This window comes from Pseudomonas sp. TH04, assembly GCF_016651355.1.
Lineage (GTDB): Bacteria > Pseudomonadota > Gammaproteobacteria > Pseudomonadales > Pseudomonadaceae > Aquipseudomonas > Aquipseudomonas fluorescens.
The window spans coordinates 4,113,451-4,130,511 of sequence record NZ_JAEKEA010000001.1 but is presented as its reverse complement, the minus strand read 5'-3'; the positions used below and the strand labels follow the sequence as shown (position 1 = coordinate 4,130,511).

The following is a 17,061-nucleotide window of genomic DNA, read 5'->3' as shown; positions in this document are numbered from 1 at the left end:
GAGTGCGGGGCTGTGTTTTTTATCAGCCAACAAAAAACCGCCGCTCCCAAGGGAAGCGGCGGCTCTCGAAAGACCCGGTAAGGCTTAGTAAGCCAGGCCGAAGTCTTCTTCTTTCATGTCCATCAGGTTGCTGGCGCCCGACAGCATGGTTGCAACGTGGGTGCGGGTACGCGGCAGAATGCGCTGGAAGTAGAAGCGCGCAGTCTGCAGTTTGGCGGTGTAGAACGCTTCTTCAGTGGTGCCGGCAGCCAGTTTCTCGGCAGCCAGGCGCGCCATGTCGGCCCAGAAGTAAGCCAGGCACGCGTAGCCGGAGTACATCAGGTAATCCACCGAAGCGGCGCCGACTTCTTCACGGTCTTTCATCGCGGCCATGCCGACCTTCATGGTCAACTCGCCCCATTCCTTGTTCAGTGCAGCCAGCGGTGTCACAAACTCTTTGACCGCTTCAACACCTTCGTTGGCCTGGCAGAACTTGTGCACGATCTTGGTGAAGCCCTTGAGCGCTTCGCCTTGAGTCATCAGCACTTTACGGCCGAGCAGGTCCAGCGCCTGAATGCCGGTGGTGCCTTCGTACAGCATCGAAATGCGGCTGTCGCGAACGTTCTGCTCCATGCCCCACTCGGCGATAAAGCCGTGGCCGCCGTAGATCTGCACGCCGTGGTTGGCGGACTCAAAACCGACTTCGGTCATGAATGCCTTGGCGATCGGCGTCATGAATGCCAGCAGGCCGTCGGCCTGTTTTTTGGCTTCGTCGTCGGTGCCGTACTTGACGATGTCCACTTGCTTGGCGGTGAAGTACACCATCGCACGGTTGCCTTCGGCGAAGGCTTTCATGGTCAGCAGCATGCGGCGCACGTCAGGGTGCACGATGATCGGGTCAGCCGCTTTGTCCGGCGCTTTCGGGCCAGTCAGGGAGCGCATTTGCAGACGATCGCGAGCGTATTTCAGGCCGCCCTGGAAGCCGATTTCAGCGTGGGCCAGGCCTTGCAGTGCGGTGCCCAGGCGAGCGGTGTTCATAAAGGTGAACATGCAGTTCAGGCCTTTGTTCGCCGGGCCGATCAGGAAACCGGTGGCCGCGTCAAAGTTCATCACGCAGGTGGCGTTACCGTGGATGCCCATTTTGTGCTCCAGGGAGCCACAGGTCACCGCGTTGCGCGCACCGATCGAGCCATCTGCGTTCGGCAGGAATTTGGGCACGATAAACAGCGAGATACCTTTGGTGCCGGCCGGTGCGTCCGGCAGGCGAGCCAGCACGATGTGGACGATGTTGTCGGCCATGTCGTGTTCACCGGCCGAGATGAAGATCTTGGTGCCGGAGACTTTGTAGGAGCCGTCCGCCTGAGGCTCGGCCTTGGTGCGGAGCATGCCCAGGTCGGTGCCGCAGTGAGGCTCGGTCAGGCACATGGTGCCGGTCCACTCACCCGAGACCAGTTTGGTCAGGTAAGCGTTCTGCTGTTCCGGGGTGCCGTGCTCGGAGATGGTGTTCATCGCACCGTGGGACAGGCCCGGGTACATGCCCCACGACCAGTTGGCTTCACCGACCATTTCGCTGACAGCCAGGCCCAGGGATTCCGGCAGGCCTTGGCCACCGTGCTCAACGTCGTGAGCCAGGCTTGGCCAGCCGCCTTCGACGAACTGCTTGTAGGCTTCTTTAAAACCAGCAGGGGTCTTAACGCCTGACTCGCTCCAGGTGCACCCTTCGATGTCACCCACGCGGTTCAACGGTGCCAGCACTTGCTCACAGAACTTGGCGCCTTCCTCGAGAATGGCGTCAACCATGTCCGGGGTAGCGTCCTGGCAAGCCGGCAGGCTCTGATAGTGCGCTTCATAGCCGAGCAGTTCGTCACGAACGAAGCGAATATCACGCAAGGGGGCCTTGTAGTCAGGCATAGCGATAAACCTCTGCTGATGTATCTGGGATGAACAACCGCGTGGATTTGTTATGGCGGTCAAACAGGTGTTTGAAACATACGTTTACGACCTGGGGTTGTCAAGCATCGCACCGAAGCCGTTGTCATGACGCGCATCAATGCCACGCACGGCAAGGCCTGCGGCGCAGTGCCACGTTTAAAAGGAGTTTAGAAGTTCAGCAAGATGTCGCAGGACAATGTGGGAGCCAGCGCCCACACACGCCAGCTCCCGCAGACAGCGAGAGCCGGGTTATGAGGCGTTTAAGCGTAGGTGTCGATCAAGGTGCCGAGCATTTCATTCGAAGCCTTGGCGACTTTGGCGCCCAGCTCCACTTGAAACTTGCCCTGGGCCATTTCGACCATATTGCTCGCCGAGTTGGACGGCTGGGCGCGATCGTTGGCTTGCAAACGGTCGCTTTGGGCGTCGGAGGGCTGGGTCGTCGCGGCGCTGGCAATGTTGCCGGCGGCCTGATCGACGCGGTTCTGCCCGGCCTGAATAGTGCTCAGCCCCGAATAAAACGCGCTGCTTCCAGAGATTTCCATGGCGTAAGCCTGCCTTTAGAGAATCGTGAACCTGAATTGAAGCAGAGATCCTGGCAAAACGCTCGTCAAAAACACTAATGGCATAATGCCTTAGCGATAGCCAAAATCAGTCAAGCAGGTCCAATTCCAGGTACTCAGCCACGGCTTCGGCGCTGGCGTGCTTGAGTTTCGGCACTCGCCCCAGGCATGGCGCAGGCAAGCGTTCCGCCAGGGTGGCGAGGTTCTCTTCCAGACGAGAGGTCTTCGGGTCGATGATATTCGCCACCCAGCCAGCCAACGGCAAACCGTCGCGCGCGATGGCTTCAGCGGTGAGCAGGGCATGACTGATACAGCCAAGGCGCACGCCCACCACCAGGATCACCGGTAGCTTGAGCGCCATGGCCAGGTCCGACAGGTTGTCCTGATCGGCCAGCGGCACACGCCAGCCGCCCGCGCCTTCAATCAGGGTGAAATCTGCCTGCCGGGCGAGTATTTGCTGCATCGGCTTCAAGAGCGATTGCACCGTCAGTGCAACGCCCGCTTCGCGCGCCGCCAGGTGAGGCGCGATGGCCGGCTCTAATGCCACCGGGTTGACTTCGGCATAACTCAGCGGCAACGAACATTCAGCCAGCAGCGCCAACGCGTCGGCATTGCGCAGACCTTTGGGCGTCACCTGACAGCCGGAGGCCACCGGCTTTCCGGCCGCGGTACTTTTGCCCGCGAGCCGAGCGGCATGCAGCAGGCCGGCGGCGATGGTGGTCTTGCCGACATCAGTGTCGGTGCCCGTGATGAAGTAAGCGGCGCTCATAGAGGTTTCTCCAGTACGGCATACACCACTTGATACGTGGCGGGCAGGCCCCGGGCCTGACGGAACTGCTCGTAAGCGTCCACCAGTGCAACAATCCGCGCGCGTCCCGTCAACCCTCCCGGGCGACCCGGGTTGAGGTTATGTGCGCCCAACGCTTTGAGTTCGTGGGTGAGGCTGCGCACATCCGGGTAGTGCAGCACATGGGGCCGGCGCTCCAGGCTCACCACCCGCAAGCCGCTGGCGGCGCACAGCTGTTGATAAGCCTCGAAGGTGCGGAAACGGTTGACGTGCACCCACCCATCCGCCGCCCGCCAACTTTCGCGCAATTCATCCAGGGTGCCCACGCACAGGCTCGCGAACGCCAGCACGCCGCCGGGATGCAGCACGCGATGGGCCTCGCTGAGCACAGCGTCGAAGTTCGCACACCATTGCACCGCCAGGCTGGAAAAGATCAACCCGCAACTGTCGGCCTGCAAAGGCAGGCGCTCGGCATCCCCGGCGATGAAATGCTCGGCACCGCCCAATGGCCGCGCGTGGTTGAGCATGCCCTCGGCAATATCCAATGCCACGCCCTGGCTGGCCGGTAACCGTTCGGCCAATACGCGGCTGAAAAATCCCGTGCCGCAGCCCAGGTCCAGCCAGCGTTGCGGCGCGCTGCCCGGCGGCAAGCGAGCCAGCAGTTCAGCCCCCACTGCGCGCTGCAACTCGGCCACGCTGTCATAACTGGCCGCCGCACGGGAAAACGACGCCGCCACCTGGCGCTTGTCCGGCAAGGCACCCGGCAGTGGGGGGTGGGATAAATCAGTCATCAACGCACTCATGCAAAAAAGCCTGGATGGCCCCCGCTACACCGTGAGGGTCCTCCAGAAGAAAAGCGTGGCCGGCCTGTTCAATCAGGCCGATTTCAACATCAGGCAGCAGGGCCAGCAGGTCGCTCGCGGCTTCGGCGGGCACCAGGCCGTCCAAACCGCCAAACAGGTGCAGTTGCGGGCCGCGGTAGGCTTGCAAGGCCGCGCGGGTATCCAGTTGCGCGAGCAGTTCCAGGCCCGGCATCAGCGCATTGGAAGGCGTATTCGGTGCCCCGCTGACCAACAAGCGCGAAAGCCCGCGCGGGTCTTCGGCGCCCTTGGCGCACAGCAGGCCGAAGCGTTTGAGGGTGACCTGGGAATCAGCGTGGCAACCGGCAAGAAACGCATCGAACGTTTCGGCGGGCATCGCGTTGGGCCAGCGCGCATGTGCGACAAAACTCGGGTTGCTCGCCAACGTCAGCAGGCCGCAGCAACGCTCGCCACGTCGCGCCGCCAACTCGGAGGCGAGCATGCCGCCCAGTGACCAGCCGCCCAGCCAGGCGTTGTCCGGCAGCGTGGCGTCGAGTTCGTCGAGCCATTCATCCAGATCACTCGAGGCCAGCGTCGGCAAGGGCTCAATGTGCACGTGCAGGTGTTCGTCGAGGCCGCGCAACGCGGCGGCCAAAGGCTCCAGCGGGGAAACGCCAAGGCCCCAGCCAGGCAGCAATATCAGTCGATCACGCATGGTCGGGCTCCGTGATGCTTAACAACCGGAAACACTCTTCCAACCCGCTTAACAATAGTTGCACCTGTGCCTCGCTGTGGGCCGCCGTCAATGTCACGCGCAGTCGGGCACTGCCGGCGGGCACGGTAGGCGGGCGGATAGCGGTCACCATCAGGCCGCGCTCGCGCAGCATCTGTGACAGGCGCATGGCCTTGGCGCTGTCGCCGATCATGATCGGCTGGATCGGCGTAAAGCTGTCCATCAATGCCAGGCCGATCTGCTCGGCCCCCCGACGGAACTGGCGGATCAGGTTATTGAGGTGCTCGCGTCGCCACTGTTCGGTGCGCAGCAGCTCGAGGCTCTTCAAGGTTGCACAGGCCAATGCCGGCGGCTGGCTGGTGGTATAGATATACGGCCGGGCGAACTGGATCAGGCTCTCGATCAGCTCATCGCTGCCCGCCACAAACGCCCCGGCGGTGCCAAATGCTTTGCCCAGGGTGCCGACCAGCACCGGCACGTCCTCCTGGCTCAGGCCGAAGTGCTCGACGATCCCGCCACCCTTGGCGCCCAACGGGCCAAAACCATGGGCGTCGTCCACCATTAACCAGGCGCCTTTCGCGCGGGTTTCGCGGGCCAGCGCGGGCAGGTCGGCCAGGTCGCCGTCCATGCTGAACACCCCATCGGTGACCACCAGGGTATTACCGGTCGCCTTCTCCAGCCGTTTGGCCAGACTGTCGGCGTCGTTATGCAGATAGCGGTTGAATCGCGCCCCCGACAATAAGCCTGCGTCCAGCAGCGACGCATGGTTGAGCCGGTCTTCCAGGACCGTATCGCCCTGCCCTACCAGCGCGGTGACCGCGCCGAGGTTGGCCATATAGCCGGTGGTAAACAGCAGCGCACGCGGGCGCCCCGTCAGGTCGGCCAGGGCTTCTTCCAGTTCGTGGTGCGGCGTGGCATGGCCGACCACCAAGTGCGAAGCGCCACCGCCCACGCCCCAACGGGACGCACCGGCGCGCCAGGCTTCGATCACTTGCGGGTGATTGGCCAGGCCCAGGTAATCGTTATTGCAGAACGCCAACAGCGGTTGGCCGTCCACCACCACTTGCGGACCTTGCGGGCTGTCCAGCAAGGGGCGTTGACGGTAAAGGTGTTCGGCACGGCGGGCAGCGAGACGCGCGGCGAGATCAAAAGACATGCAGGCCTCGGCAGATCAGGTGGAACTCGGTCAAAAATGTGGGAGCGAGGTTGCTGGCGAAGGCGGTGTATCAGTCACTGCATCTATCAACTGACCGATCGCCTTCGCGAGCAAGCCCGCTCCCACATTTGGAGTGCATTTCAATCAAACAACAGCGTTATAAAACTGCTCGCTGCTCTTTTGCTCCACCAGCGCCTGCTCAATCGCCGCCTGATGCACTTCGTCGGCATGCTCTTCGCGGGCTTCCGGCAGGATGCCCAGGCGCCCGAACAGTTGCATGTCCTTGTCTGCCTGAGGGTTGGCGGTGGTCAGCAATTTGTCGCCGTAGAAGATCGAATTGGCACCGGCAAAAAACGCCAGGGCCTGCATTTGCTCGTTCATCGCCTCACGACCGGCCGACAGGCGCACATGGGATTGCGGCATCAGGATGCGCGCCACGGCCAACATGCGGATGAAATCGAACGGGTCGATGTCTTCAGCGTTTTCCAGCGGCGTACCGGCCACCTTCACCAGCATGTTGATCGGCACCGACTCCGGATGCTCCGGCAGGTTGGCCAACTGGATCAGCAGGTTGGCGCGGTCGTCGAGGGACTCGCCCATGCCGAGGATGCCGCCCGAACAGATCTTCATCCCGGAATCGCGCACATAAGCTAGGGTTTGCAAACGCTCGCCGTAGGTGCGGGTGGTGATGATGCTGCCGTAGAACTCGGGCGAGGTGTCGAGGTTGTGGTTGTAGTAGTCGAGGCCGGCCTGCGCCAGGGCTTGCGTCTGGTCCTGGTCGAGACGCCCGAGGGTCATGCAGGTTTCCAGGCCCATGGCCTTCACGCCTTTGACCATTTCCAGCACGTACGGCATGTCTTTGGCCGATGGGTGTTTCCAGGCGGCGCCCATGCAGAAGCGGGTCGAACCGATGGCCTTGGCGCGAGCGGCCTCTTCGAGGACCTTCTGCACCTCCATCAGCTTTTCTTTTTCCAGGCCAGTGTTGTAGTGGCCCGACTGCGGACAATATTTGCAATCTTCCGGGCAGGCACCGGTTTTGATCGACAGCAAGGTCGACACCTGCACCCGGTTGGCGTCGAAATGCGCGCGGTGCACGGTCTGCGCCTGGAACAACAGGTCATTGAAGGGCTGTACAAACAGCGCTTTGACTTCGGCTAAGGACCAATCGTGACGCAGGGTGGCAGTGGTGCTGGCGCTCATGGGCGATTCCTTGATTATGCTTGGGCTTTCGCTGTGGGAAGGGCAATACCCACAGGCACGACACGGATGCTCGGCATATTTAAGGAAGATTCATGCACTGTCAACCCGAACACAAACACAAGGTTTACATCTGGTTAAAAAACAACCAGACGTGTTTAATCTGCGATGAAGCCACGGAATCGAGCCATTGCGTGTGCAACGTCTGCGAAATCGAGCTGCCGTGGCTAATGGACGCCTGCGACATCTGTGCGCTGCCGCTGCCGATGGATGGATTGGTCTGCGGCCAATGTCAGAAGCAACCACCGGCCTTTAAACGAGTGATTGCGCCCTGGATCTACAGCTTCCCGGTCGACACCCTTATCAGCCGCTTCAAACACCAGTCGCGCTGGCCGCTCGGCCATCTGCTCGCGGGTTTATTGGGACAACACCTGCAACACCGCTTCGACAATGCTGAACTGACCCGGCCCGACTGCCTGCTGGCGGTGCCCATGGCGCGCAAACGCCTGCGGCAACGGGGTTTTAATCAGGCCTTGATGCTGGCCCGCTGGCTCAGCGAAGACCTCGACCTCCCACACAATGAACAGGTGTTGTTACGCCCCCATGAAACCGTCGCGCAACAAGCCCTGGACGCCAAGACCCGCAAACGCAACCTGCTCACGGCGTTTTCACTGGCGCCCGGCGCCCACGTGCAAGGCCGCCACTTCGCGCTGGTGGACGACGTACTCACCACCGGCGCCACCGCCCACAGTGTGGCCCGGCTGTTGCTGGAAGCCGGTGCGCGCCAGGTCGACGTCTATTGCCTGGCACGCACGCCAAAACCCGGTGCATGACTTGACTCCCGTGCGCCACGCCTGCAACGTCGGCTGACCTTATCCAAGCGTGCGCACATGTCTCTGCCGACCTCCCTCAGCCAACACATCCTCCGCCGTCCCCAGCGCATCGCCCTGCTGGCGCATATCGCCGAGCAGGGGTCGATCACCCGCGCGGCCAAAAGCGCTGGTTTGAGTTACAAGGCGGCCTGGGACGCCATCGATGAACTGAATAACCTGGCGCAAAAACCGCTGGTTGAACGCAGCGTCGGCGGCAAGGGCGGCGGCGGCGCCAGGCTGACGGCCGAAGGTGAGCGCGTGTTGCGCCTCTATCAGCGCCTGCAAGTGCTGCAAGCGCAGGTACTCGGTTCGGCCGAAGATGCCAGCGACTTCAACCTGCTGGGCCGCTTGATGCTGCGCACCAGCGCGCGCAACCAGCTGCATGGTCAGGTCAGCAGCATTGAGAGCCACGGCCGCAATGACTTGATCCGTCTGCAACTGTCCGGTGGCCTGAGCCTGAAGGCGCAGATCACCCATGACAGCACGCAGCGGCTGGAACTTGAGATCGGCACAGAAGTGGTGGCCCTGATCAAGGCCGGTTGGCTGGAGTTACTCGCCATCGAGCAAGCTGCAACACCTGGACACAATTGCCTGAGCGGTGTCATCGACACGGTTTTCGACGCCGATGACGGCCCCAGCGAAGTGCGTATCGCCCTGCCCAATGGCCAGGTTTTGTGCGCCCTGGCGCAGCCGGCCGCGCTCAAGGGATTGAACGCCGCCGACGGCCAACCGATCCAGGTGCAGTTCTCGCCCAGCAACGTGTTGCTCGGCACGCCAGTGTAGCGGGAAGGCGCACAGCGCCGGCCTTCAAACTGCAACAATTTCGTCATGACTGCTCCTTAAGGTGTCTGCAAAAACCGCAGGGAGCCTGACATGAGCTTATTAGAAGAAAACCAAGCCACTGACCTTGAACAGATGGTCGGCCTCACCCGCCGGCGTTTTATCGGCGCCGGCGCCCTGTGTGGTGCAGCGATGTTCCTGGGCGGCAACCTGCTGACGCGCAGCGCAATGGCCGTGAATGCCGCGACCGCCAGCCCATTGCTGGGCTTTACCAGCATCGCCGCTGCCACTAGCGACGCCATCACCTTGCCGCCCGGCTACAGCGCCTCGGTATTGATCAGTTGGGGCCAGCCGCTGCACACCCATGGCCCGGCCTTTGACCCGTCCGGCAACGGCAGCGCCCAGGCCCAGGAGCAGCAATTCGGTGACAACAACGACGGCATGAGCCTGTTCGCCTTCCCCGGCGACGACAACCGCGCACTGATGGCGATCAACAACGAATACACCAACTACCGCTACCTCTACGCCCACGGCGGCGCACCGCAGTCTGCCGAAGACGTGCGCAAGGCCCAGGCCAGCGAAGGTGTGTCGGTCATCGAAGTGCGGCGCAAGGGCGACACTTGGCAGTTCGTCCAGGACTCGCGCTACAACCGGCGCATCCACGGCAACTCGCCGATTCGCCTGAGCGGCCCGGCCGCAGGGCATGAATGGCTGAAAACCAGCGCCGACAAAACCGGCAAAAAAGTCCTCGGCACCTTCCAGAACTGCGCCAACGGCAAGACGCCGTGGGGCACTTATCTGACGTGCGAAGAGAACTTCACCGACTGCTTCGGCAGCAGCAACCCCCAACAAGCCTTCGACGCCGGGCAAAAGCGCTACGGCGTGGTGGCCGCCAGCAAAGAGATCAACTGGCACCCGCACGACCCGCGCTTCGACATGGCCAAGAACCCCAATGAGCTCAACCGACATGGCTGGGTGGTGGAAATCGACCCGTTCGACCCGAAGTCCACGCCGGTCAAACGCACTGCCCTTGGCCGCTTCAAGCATGAAAACGCCGCGCTGGCAGAAACCCGCGACGGGCGTGCCGTGGTGTACATGGGCGACGACGAGCGCGGTGAGTTCATCTACAAATTTGTCAGCCGCGACCCGATCAATCATCACAACCCGAAAGCCAACAAGGACCTGCTCGACCACGGCACGCTCTACGTGGCCATTTTCGACGCAGGCGACGGCAATGCCGATCATCCCAAAGGCAAAGGCGAATGGGTCGAGCTGACCCACGGCAAAAACGGCATTGACGCCAGCAGCGGTTTCGCCAGCCAGGCCGAAGTGCTGATCCATGCGCGCCTGGCCGCCAGCGTGGTGAAAGCCACCCGCATGGACCGCCCGGAATGGATCGTGGTCAGCCCCACCGATGGCCAGGTCTATTGCACCCTCACCAACAACGCCAAGCGCGGCGAGGAAGGCCAACCCGTTGGCGGGCCTAACCCGCGCGCGAAAAACGTCTACGGCCAGATCCTGCGCTGGAAGGCCGATGCGGATAACCACGGCGCCTCGACCTTCACCTGGGACCTGTTTGTAGTGGCCGGCAACCCGGGTGTGCATGCCGGTACGCCCAAAGGCGGCTCTGCCAACATCAACCCACAAAACATGTTCAACAGCCCTGATGGCTTGGGTTTCGACAAGGCCGGGCGCTTGTGGATCCTGACCGACGGCGACTACAGCAACGCGGGCGACTTCGCCGGCATGGGCAATAACCAGATGCTGTGTGCCGACCCGACGACCGGCGAAATTCGTCGCTTCATGGTCGGGCCGGTGGCGTGTGAGGTCACGGGGATCAGCTTTTCGCCGGATCAGAAGACCCTGTTCGTGGGAATTCAGCACCCGGGGGAAACCGGTGGTTCGACCTGGCCGGAGCATCTGCCCAACGGTAAACCGCGCTCGTCAGTGATGGCGATTCGGCGGGATGACGGTGGGGTCGTCGGCGCCTGACAGGGCCTCATCGCGGGCAAGCCCGCTCGCACAATTGACCGCATTCCAAAGGTGGCACTCGGGCAATTGTGGGAACGGGCTTGCCTGTGCAGGCGTCCGCACAGCCACCACCTATCTATGCGCGGGTGCGTTACCATACCGAGCCGGACGCGGCGCCCTGCTGCGCGCAGGAGTTTGCATGGCCCATCCGTTTGAAACACTCACCCCCGACCTGGTACTCGACGCTGTCGAAAGTATCGGTTTTCTCAGCGATGCTCGCGTTCTGGCGCTCAACAGCTACGAAAACCGTGTGTATCAGGTGGGCATCGAAGACTCCGAACCGCTGATCGCCAAGTTTTACCGGCCCCAGCGCTGGACCAATGAAGCGATCCTCGAAGAACACCGCTTCACCTTCGAACTGGCCGAATGCGATGTGCCGGTGGTCGCGCCCATGATCCATAACGGAGAAAGCCTGTTCGAACACGCCGGTTTTCGCTTCACCCTGTTTCCACGCCGGGGTGGCCGTGCGCCGGAGCCGGGTAATCTCGATCAGCTGTATCGCCTGGGGCAGTTGCTCGGCCGTTTGCATGCGGTCGGCTCCACCCGCCCGTTCGAACACCGCGAAGCGCTGGGCGTGAAGAACTTCGGTCACGATTCCCTCAACACCTTGCTGGAAGGCAATTTCATTCCCAAGAGCCTGCTGCCGGCATACGAGTCCGTGGCGCGCGACCTGCTCAAGCGTGTGGAAGAGGTGTACAAGGCCACGCCGCACAAGAACATCCGCATGCACGGCGATTGCCACCCCGGCAACATGATGTGCCGCGATGAAATGTTCCATATCGTCGACCTCGATGACTGCCGCATGGGCCCGGCCGTCCAGGACCTGTGGATGATGCTCGCCGGGGACCGTCAGGAATGCCTGGGCCAGCTGTCGGAATTGATGGACGGCTATCAGGAATTCCACGACTTCGACCCCCGCGAACTGGCACTCATCGAACCACTGCGCGCCTTGCGCCTGATGCACTACAGCGCCTGGCTGGCACGACGCTGGGATGACCCGGCGTTCCCGCACAGCTTCCCGTGGTTCGGCAGCGAGCGGTATTGGGGTGATCAGGTGCTGGCGTTGCGTGAGCAACTGTCGGCCCTCAACGAAGAACCGCTGAAACTGTTCTGACCCTGGCTCTGCTTCTTGTGGGAGCCGGCTTGCCGGCGATGCAAACAACTCGGTGCATCCGTCGCACCAAGGTGAAGTCATCACAGGCACGCCAGCTCCCACAGAAAAGCCAATCCCACCTGCGGACAAAAATCCTTACAATCGCGCTTTGATAGCTGCCTAAGCAAGGATTCCGCAATGCACGCCGCCAACCCCCGCAAGGGTTACATCCTGGGCCTGAGTGCCTATGTCATCTGGGGCCTGTTCCCGCTCTACTTCAAAGCCATCGCCAGTGTTCCCGCCGCCGAAATCATCGTGCACCGCGTGTTGTGGTCGGCGCTGTTCGGCGGTCTGCTGTTAATGGTGTGGAAACACCCGGGCTGGTTCCGTGAGCTGCGCGACAACCCCAAGCGCCTGGCTATTCTGGCACTCAGTGGCTCGTTGATTGCGGCTAACTGGCTGACCTATGTGTGGTCGGTGAACAGCGGACGCATGCTGGAAGCGAGCCTGGGTTATTACATAAACCCGTTGGTGAATGTGCTGCTGGGCATGCTGATTCTCGGCGAACGCTTGCGGCGCTTGCAGTGGATAGCCGTCGGGCTGGCGGCGGTGGGTGTGGCGCAACAGGTGTGGCAAGTCGGCAGTTTGCCGTGGGTGTCGCTGGTGCTGGCGCTGACCTTTGGCTTTTATGGGTTGATCCGCAAGCAGGCACCGGTCAAGGCGTTGCCGGGGCTGGTGGTGGAAACCTGGATGCTGGTGCCGATTGCCGTGGCCTGGTTGCTGTTCAACCCGTCGGCCCACAGTGCCCAGCTTGAATTCTGGAGCACCTCCGAAGCCTGGTGGCTGGTGGCTGCAGGCCCGGTGACGCTGATCCCGCTGGTGTGTTTCAACGCCGCTGCGCGGCATTTGCCCTACACCGCGCTGGGCTTTTTGCAGTACGTCGCGCCGACGCTGGTACTGCTCGAAGCGGTGCTGCTGTTCGGTGAGCACCTGGCACCGAGCACGCTGATTGCCTTCGCTTTTATCTGGGCCGGCCTGGTGGTCTACAGCCTGGATGCCTGGCTGACCGTGCGCAAACGCTGATCAAATAACGTACAAACCTCTGCAAGCCACAGCGTGCATGGCTTGCAGACATCCACCCCAAGGTTATCCACAACCTGATCCCCGCCATTTGTGCACAAGCCGTTGAAACTGCTCGTTTTTTGCTCAGCCGACGGAGAACCACGGCGCACGTGGCCTGGCGCCGGGTCTCTACAGGTTATCCACAGGCCCATGCAAGATTTCCATGCATAACCCTGTGGGCCGTTATTCCTCGCTGCGCAGTTCCACCATCAAGTCATCCGCCAAGGTTTCCAAAGATGCCTGCAGCGTCTCCAGGGACAGGGTTGACGGCACCCGCAACAGGGCCTCGGCATTGAATAGCGGATCACCGCTCATCGGGGCCGGACGCACATCAGTGCTCAAGCGCTCCAGGTTGACGCCCTGCTTGCTCAACAGCGCGGTAATCTCGCGCACAATCCCCGAACGGTCATTGCCCACCAGCGTCATCAAGATTGGCTTGGCGTCCAACGCCTGCCCGGTACTGCCCTCGCCCACCAGCACACGAATGCCATGGGTGGATAAATCCTCCAGCGCATTCACCAGGTCCTGACGGCTCTGCGTGGGAACGCTGACCCGCAGGATCCCGGCAAATTGCCCAGCCATGTGGGCCATTCGGCTTTCCAGCCAGTTGCCGCCGTGAGCGGCGATGTTCTGCGCGATGCGTTCAACCAAGCCGGGTTTGTCGGCGGCGATAATAGTGAGTACAAGATGGTCCATGGCGAAGCCCTCTGAATTCAATCTACAAGGTGGACGCAGGCGCCCTCGAAAACAAATCGTGTACCATTTTTATATTTATCTGGAACAATCCAATAGTTTTTTGAGAACATCCCGTTATCCGCTGTGACCGCATGACCAAAATGGGTCGCTAAACGACGTATTTAGTCTAATTTTCACAACCGCAAGTCATCATGTAGTATGCCCAATCGCGCACTACATAACGTTAGGTCGATGTCTGCCAAGGCACCCAAGTACTGCGTCAACCCTCTCGCCCAGCCGCCTGCACGGCATGTACTGGGAATGGGTTCGTGGTTTAAATGGCCAGAGGCTTCATTGGTAAATTGAAAAGCTGAAAAGCGCATTAGCTCCGCAGAGTGAGGCAAGCAATGACTGAACACGTTCAAGTCGGTGGCCTGCAGGTCGCCAAAGTCCTGTTCGACTTCGTGAATAACGAAGCCATTCCCGGTACCGGCATCACTGCCGACCAGTTCTGGGCCGGCGCCGACAAGGTCATCCACGACCTGGCACCGAAGAACAAAGCCCTACTCGCCAAACGCGACGATTTCCAAGCGCGGATCGACACCTGGCACCAAACCCATGCCGGCCAGGCCCACGACCCAGTGGCCTACAAAGCCTTCCTGCAAGACATCGGATACCTGCTGCCAGAAGCCGCAGACTTCCAGGCCTCGACCCAAAACGTCGATGACGAAATCGCCCGCATGGCCGGCCCACAGCTGGTGGTTCCGGTGATGAACGCCCGTTTCGCCCTCAACGCCTCAAACGCGCGCTGGGGCTCGCTGTATGACGCGCTGTATGGCACCGACGCCATCAGCGAAGCCGACGGCGCCGAAAAGGGCAAGGGTTACAACAAAGTGCGTGGCGACAAGGTGATTGCCTTCGCCCGTGCCTTCCTCGACGAAGCCGCGCCGCTGACTGCCGGCAGCCACGTCGACTCCACCGCTTACAAGATCGTTGATGGCAAGCTGGTCGTCGGCCTCAAGGGCGGCAGCAACAGCGGCCTGCGCGACGATGCCCAGTTGATCGGTTTCCAGGGCCCGGCGGCCCAGCCGATTGCGATCCTGCTGAAGCACAACGGCCTGCACTTCGAAATCCAGATCGACGCCAGCACCCCGGTCGGCCAGACCGACGCCGCCGGCGTCAAAGACGTGCTGATGGAAGCCGCGCTGACCACCATCATGGACTGCGAAGACTCGGTTGCCGCTGTCGATGCCGATGACAAAGTGGTGATCTACCGCAACTGGCTCGGCCTGATGAAAGGCGACCTCGCCGAAGAAGTGGCCAAGGGCGGCAAGACCTTCACCCGCACCATGAACGCCGACCGTGTCTACACCGGCGTCGATGGCCAGGACGTGACCCTGCACGGCCGCTCGCTGCTGTTCGTGCGCAACGTTGGCCACTTGATGACCATCGACGCGATCCTCGACAAAGACGGCAACGAAGTACCGGAAGGCATCCTCGACGGCCTGCTCACCAGCCTGGCAGCGATCCACAGCCTCAACGGCAACAGCAGCCGCAAGAACAGCCGTACCGGTTCGGTGTACATCGTAAAACCGAAGATGCATGGCCCCGAAGAAGCGGCGTTCACCAACGAGCTGTTCGGCCGCATCGAAGACGTGCTGAACCTGCCGCGCAACACCCTCAAAGTCGGAATCATGGACGAGGAGCGCCGCACCACGGTCAACCTCAAGGCCTGCATCAAGGCGGCCAGCGAGCGTGTGGTGTTTATCAACACCGGCTTCCTCGACCGCACCGGCGACGAGATCCATACGTCCATGGAAGCCGGCGCGATGGTGCGCAAGGCCGCCATGAAGGCGGAAAAATGGATCGGCGCCTACGAGAACTGGAACGTCGATATCGGCCTGAGCACCGGCCTGCAAGGGCGTGCGCAGATCGGTAAAGGTATGTGGGCAATGCCCGACTTGATGGCGGCGATGCTCGAACAGAAAATCGCTCACCCTATGGCCGGCGCCAACACCGCCTGGGTGCCATCGCCAACGGCGGCTGCACTGCACGCGCTGCACTATCACAAGGTCGACGTGTTCGCGCGCCAGGCCGAACTGGCCAAGCGCGAGCGTGCGTCGCTGGACGATATCCTGACCATTCCTCTGGCCAGCAATACCGATTGGTCCGACGAAGAAATCCGGAATGAGCTGGACAACAACGCCCAGGGCATCCTTGGCTATGTGGTGCGTTGGATCGATCAGGGCGTGGGCTGTTCGAAAGTGCCGGACATCAACGACGTCGGCCTGATGGAAGACCGCGCTACGCTGCGGATCTCCAGCCAGCACATCGCCAACTGGCTGCGCCACGGCGTTGTCAACGAAGCCCAAGTGATGGAAAGCCTCAAGCGCATGGCGCCGGTGGTCGACCGTCAGAATGCCGGTGACGCGCTGTATCGCCCACTGGCCCCGGACTTCGACAGCAACATCGCGTTCCAGGCAGCGGTGGAATTGGTGATTGAAGGGGCCCAGCAACCCAATGGTTATACCGAGCCGGTGTTGCACCGTCGGCGTCGGGAGTTCAAGGCCAAGAACGGCTTGTAAATGAAAAGGCCCTGATCGCGAGATCAGGGCCTTTTCATTGGGTAGTGTGGTGGTTGTGACGCTTTGGCGAGCAAGCCCGCTCCCACACTCGACGGCATTTCTACAGGAGGCATGCGCTCAAATGTGGGAGCGGGCTTGCTCGCGAAGACGCCTGCACGGTCAACAGATACTCAAGAAGCCATCCCCAACTCACGCTTCACCATCTTCGCCAGCTTGACGCTGTCGATCGGCTTGAGCATGAAGTCCACCACACTCATGTGCATGGCGTCGATGACGTCGCGCGCGTCTGCGTCCCCCGACATGATGATGATCGGCAGCGCTGCTCGGGCAGAGCTGCGCACTTGCTGGATCAGTTCCAGGCCATTGCTCGGTGCCATGCGCAGGTCGGTGATCAGTAAACCGATGGAGCTGCTGGACTCCAACAAATCCCATGCCGTCTCACCATTGTCAGCGGTCATGCAGCGAATGCCGTCCAGCCCCAGGATCTCCGCCAGCAATTCACGCGCGTCTTTGTCGTCATCGACAATCAACACCCGTTGTGGCGGTAAATCAGGCTCCAGCATCACGGCGCTCAGCGCCTCGCGCTCGGCATCACTCAAAATATCGTGGTCGGACATACGTTTCTCAGCAGTTCTATTCAATCTCCCAGCACACTCGTCAGACATCTGCGGAAGGGCGAACAATGTGCACTTCGTCGGAAAGTTTGCCTAGTGGGCGTTCTACCGGGTTTTAACACTAGCCATCTAAGGTTTTTCCCTA

At 61.4% G+C, this 17,061-nt stretch carries 15 protein-coding genes; 6 read left to right on the top strand and 9 right to left on the bottom strand.

Annotated elements, in window-relative coordinates; translation table 11 throughout:
• Window positions 1-84 precede the first annotated feature (84 nt).
• The 7 genes from JFT85_RS18510 to bioB form a co-directional block, all read right to left on the bottom strand.
• Window positions 85-1,890, bottom strand: coding sequence for a phenylacyl-CoA dehydrogenase (locus tag JFT85_RS18510; protein WP_053258341.1), 1,806 nt, complete (start codon window positions 1,888-1,890; stop codon window positions 85-87).
• A gap of 281 nt (window positions 1,891-2,171) precedes the next feature.
• Window positions 2,172-2,453: a hypothetical protein gene (locus JFT85_RS18505; RefSeq protein ID WP_053258342.1), complete on the bottom strand. Its 282-nt coding sequence runs from the start codon at window positions 2,451-2,453 to the stop codon at window positions 2,172-2,174.
• Between the two features lie 106 nt (window positions 2,454-2,559).
• Window positions 2,560-3,240 (bottom strand): dethiobiotin synthase, encoded by a 681-nt coding sequence (gene bioD, locus JFT85_RS18500; protein WP_069551980.1) that lies wholly within the window; start codon window positions 3,238-3,240, stop codon window positions 2,560-2,562.
• Window positions 3,237-4,049, bottom strand: coding sequence for a malonyl-ACP O-methyltransferase BioC (gene bioC, locus JFT85_RS18495; RefSeq protein ID WP_053258344.1), 813 nt, complete (start codon window positions 4,047-4,049; stop codon window positions 3,237-3,239). The genes bioD and bioC overlap by 4 nt, the downstream gene beginning before the upstream one ends.
• Window positions 4,042-4,773, bottom strand: a complete 732-nt coding sequence (locus JFT85_RS18490) for an alpha/beta fold hydrolase (RefSeq protein WP_078827441.1) — start codon at window positions 4,771-4,773, stop codon at window positions 4,042-4,044. Before JFT85_RS18490 ends, bioC begins: the two co-directional genes overlap by 8 nt.
• Window positions 4,766-5,947, bottom strand: coding sequence for an 8-amino-7-oxononanoate synthase (bioF, locus tag JFT85_RS18485; protein ID WP_078827442.1), 1,182 nt, complete (start codon window positions 5,945-5,947; stop codon window positions 4,766-4,768). Before bioF ends, JFT85_RS18490 begins: the two co-directional genes overlap by 8 nt.
• Before the next feature lie 144 nt (window positions 5,948-6,091).
• A complete protein-coding gene (gene bioB, locus JFT85_RS18480) occupies window positions 6,092-7,147 on the bottom strand; it encodes a biotin synthase BioB (protein WP_053258347.1) in 1,056 nt (351 codons plus the stop codon).
• A gap of 92 nt (window positions 7,148-7,239) precedes the next feature.
• On the opposite strand from bioB, the gene JFT85_RS18475 reads away from it, so the two are divergent.
• From JFT85_RS18475 to rarD, 5 genes are all read left to right on the top strand, one after another.
• On the top strand, window positions 7,240-7,977 hold the full coding sequence (locus JFT85_RS18475; RefSeq protein ID WP_201230253.1) for a ComF family protein: 738 nt from the start codon (window positions 7,240-7,242) through the stop codon (window positions 7,975-7,977).
• A gap of 57 nt (window positions 7,978-8,034) precedes the next feature.
• The gene (locus JFT85_RS18470) at window positions 8,035-8,799 is read left to right on the top strand and encodes a TOBE domain-containing protein (RefSeq protein ID WP_187601251.1); all 765 of its coding nucleotides are present in this window, start codon (window positions 8,035-8,037) and stop codon (window positions 8,797-8,799) included.
• Between the two features lie 90 nt (window positions 8,800-8,889).
• The gene (locus JFT85_RS18465) at window positions 8,890-10,788 is read left to right on the top strand and encodes a PhoX family protein (protein WP_053258350.1); all 1,899 of its coding nucleotides are present in this window, start codon (window positions 8,890-8,892) and stop codon (window positions 10,786-10,788) included.
• Window positions 10,789-10,966: 178 nt separating this feature from the next.
• Complete coding sequence (locus JFT85_RS18460; protein ID WP_015886213.1) at window positions 10,967-11,941, top strand: serine/threonine protein kinase; 975 nt, start codon at window positions 10,967-10,969, stop codon at window positions 11,939-11,941.
• Between the two features lie 177 nt (window positions 11,942-12,118).
• Window positions 12,119-13,003 (top strand): EamA family transporter RarD, encoded by an 885-nt coding sequence (gene rarD, locus JFT85_RS18455; protein ID WP_053258351.1) that lies wholly within the window; start codon window positions 12,119-12,121, stop codon window positions 13,001-13,003.
• 222 nt (window positions 13,004-13,225) lie between these two features.
• Here the strand turns inward: rarD and JFT85_RS18450 are convergent, their stop codons facing one another.
• Window positions 13,226-13,738 carry a glycine cleavage system protein R gene (locus tag JFT85_RS18450; protein ID WP_201230252.1) on the bottom strand — a complete coding sequence of 171 codons (513 nt, stop codon included), beginning with the start codon at window positions 13,736-13,738 and terminating at the stop codon, window positions 13,226-13,228.
• Window positions 13,739-14,124: 386 nt separating this feature from the next.
• Here JFT85_RS18450 and JFT85_RS18445 point away from each other — a divergent pair, with 386 nt between their 5' ends.
• On the top strand, window positions 14,125-16,302 hold the full coding sequence (locus JFT85_RS18445; RefSeq protein ID WP_053258353.1) for a malate synthase G: 2,178 nt from the start codon (window positions 14,125-14,127) through the stop codon (window positions 16,300-16,302).
• Window positions 16,303-16,472: 170 nt separating this feature from the next.
• Here JFT85_RS18445 and JFT85_RS18440 read toward each other — a convergent pair whose 3' ends face one another.
• Window positions 16,473-16,919 (bottom strand): response regulator, encoded by a 447-nt coding sequence (locus JFT85_RS18440; RefSeq protein WP_053258354.1) that lies wholly within the window; start codon window positions 16,917-16,919, stop codon window positions 16,473-16,475.
• Between the last annotated feature and the right edge of the window lie 142 nt (window positions 16,920-17,061).